Below are 2,591 nucleotides of genomic sequence, written 5' to 3' on the forward strand. Positions count from 1 at the left end.
CTACGGTGGCTTAAATTTTACTGAAAATTATTATCAATTAAATATCGAGGTAAACAGAAGAAAAGGAACACTGGAAAATTTAAAATCATTATTAACTCAATTCAGCCCAATATATGAAGAGCAGCTAATCGAGTCTGTAGGTGGGTCTGACGTATACAAATGTAAAATAACATTGGATGATTTTTCCCGTCTGCAACCATGTATCATGGAAATAGACGAACTGGAAAACGTAAGGGTAATCAACGGTTCACATTCCTTTGAAATGATAAAGGATGTGGGAAAAGTAAAAGACATTGCTGAGCGTTTTGACGTTCAAAGCAGAATGGGAACCCATGGAATTGGCCACACACGTTTTGCAACAGAAAGTGGCGTTGACCGCTATCATGCACACCCATATCAAAGCTACATCATACCGGACATTACTGTTGTGCACAATGGTCAAATCACCAACTACTGGAAAATAAGAGATCCTTTAGAAAGAAAAGGACATACTTTTGAATCATTCAACGACACCGAGTGCATTGTCCATTACATGGCAGACAAGCTTAATCAGGGATATAAGTTGGAAGAGGCTTTAGACCAGGCAGTGATTGATTTGGACGGTCCATTTTCAATATTGGTGGGAACACCTAACGGTATTGGAATTGCAAAGGATAAATTAGGTCTCAGACCAGGGGTAATGGCTGAAACCGATGAAATTTTTGCCATAGCTTCAGAAGAAATGGCATTGCATGATGTCATAGATTCCGACCAGATTGAACAAATCGCTCCTGGCGAAACCAGGTCCTACACCATTTAACGAGGGGTTTTTCTATGAAAGAATATGTTATTGATGCAAAGGATATGGATGAAAAGGAATTGAATCGTACTATAAAGCAGCAGGCTGCATTTCATGAAAAGCTCATTATTGACAATCCCGAATCAAGACACAACATCTGTGCAGGTTTGAGCGAAGATGTATCCATTGAAATCAATGGTTCTGCAGGATATTTCGTTGGAACAATGGTCAACGGACCAAAGATACACATCACCGGAAATGCAGGATGGTTTGCCGGAGACAACATGACAAAAGGCGAACTCATCATTGAAGGTACTGCCGGAGACGGTGCAGGACAGGGAATCTATGGTGGAACAGTAATAGTAAAGGGAAGCACAGGTTCAAGAACCGGTGAAATCATGAAAGGCGGAACCGTTATAATCGGCGGAAACAGCGGATATATGACCGGACTTTTAATGATGGGTGGCAAACTCATAATACTTGGTGATGTAACCGACGATGTCGGTGAATCAATTATGAGAGGAACCATATACGTTCTTGGAAATGTTAAAAGCTTAGGAAAAAATGCGGTTATGGAAAAAACCACTCTTAAAGATCAAAAAGAGCTGAAAGAAATTTTGGAAGAATATGGTTTTGAACTGACTGACATTGATTATACAAACTTTAAAAAAATTGTTAATATGCAATAGGAGCTAAAAAAATGAGCAAACGTAAGATAGCTATGGTTGGAACACCATGTGAAATTATGGCAGCATCTAAACTGCAATATTATACCGACAGCCCTATTGATGTTAAACTGGGCTTATTCTGTATGGAAAATTTTTCATACAAGTACTTCGTAAATCTCTTGAGCGAATACGACTTGAAAATGGAAGATGTTGAAAAATTCCAGATTGAAAAGGGATTCGTATTCCTGTTACTTAAAACTAAGGAAACCTTAAAGATACCTCTCTCCGTAGCCAAAAGGATAATCAGAAAAAACTGCAACATCTGTGTTGAACTGACATCAGAGACCTCCGACATTTCAATAGGGTCCATAGGCTCTGAAGATGGCTGGTCAACATTGATAATCAGAACCAAAAAAGGCGAAGAGATAGTTGACGGAGCAATAAAACAGGAATTCATCAAGGCAAGGGATCTTACAGAATCACAATTCAAATTTCTCAATAAACTTGCAGAAGGTAAAATAGCCAAAAATCTGGAAAACATTGAAAGAAGAGAATTTCTGGCTCGTCCCGTTTTGTATCAAAGGGAAAAATCAGACACTTCAATCAATAAGGAAAATACCGAATCCAACTTCATGGACTTGAAATATAATGTCATTGACGTAGGGGCATGTGTTCTGTGCGGAGCATGCGAATATGCCTGTCCGGAGGATTTGATAACAATTGATGATACAAAACCTCGAAAAAGAGGAGAATGTCCAGAGGATTGCCATGCATGCTTCAGGGTCTGTCCAAGAACATTCATACATGAAGACTTGAGAAACGACAACTCAAAACCGATTGGCGATTTTATAAAGGTATTGTCAGTCAAATCAATCAAGCACACTCAGGGCCAGGACGGTTCCATTGTTACAACTCTCTTGGATTACTTGTTGTCTAATAAAATCGTGACTGATGCTCTGATTGTTGCCATTGAAAGATTTGAAAGAGGGGGTAAATTAAATGTCATTCACTGTAGAGCGTAAGATAGAAATATGCAAGCAGAATAATGATAGGCCGGGCTGTTGCTGGTATCTGTGTGATAACCCTAAACAGTCTGCATGTAAAAACTGTTACAGCTGTTATTCAAATTGTCCTCATGATGTATA

The 2,591-nt window shown here is 39.0% G+C and carries 3 protein-coding genes; all 3 read left to right on the forward strand.

The window, feature by feature from the left end:
* Window positions 1–799, forward strand: a 799-nt coding sequence (locus tag QZU83_RS10625) for a glutamine amidotransferase (RefSeq protein ID WP_295611955.1), incomplete at its 5' end; no start/stop codon positions are given.
* Between the two features lie 14 nt (window positions 800–813).
* Complete coding sequence (locus QZU83_RS10630; protein WP_292882418.1) at window positions 814–1,467, forward strand: tributyrin esterase; 654 nt, start codon at window positions 814–816, stop codon at window positions 1,465–1,467.
* Between the two features lie 11 nt (window positions 1,468–1,478).
* The gene (locus QZU83_RS10635) at window positions 1,479–2,468 is read left to right on the forward strand and encodes a Coenzyme F420 hydrogenase/dehydrogenase, beta subunit C-terminal domain (protein WP_295611956.1); all 990 of its coding nucleotides are present in this window, start codon (window positions 1,479–1,481) and stop codon (window positions 2,466–2,468) included.
* Window positions 2,469–2,591: the final 123 nt, after the last annotated feature.

Source organism: uncultured Methanobrevibacter sp., assembly GCF_902771435.1.
Classification (GTDB): Archaea; Methanobacteriota; Methanobacteria; order Methanobacteriales; family Methanobacteriaceae; genus Methanocatella.

Bases quoted from the DNA above. Each gene is read 5' to 3' on its own strand.
- QZU83_RS10630 (WP_292882418.1), top strand. From the start codon at position 814: ATGAAAGAATATGTTATTGATGCAAAGGATATGGATGAAAAGGAATTG.
- QZU83_RS10635 (WP_295611956.1), top strand. From the start codon at position 1,479: ATGAGCAAACGTAAGATAGCTATGGTTGGAACACCATGTGAAATTATG.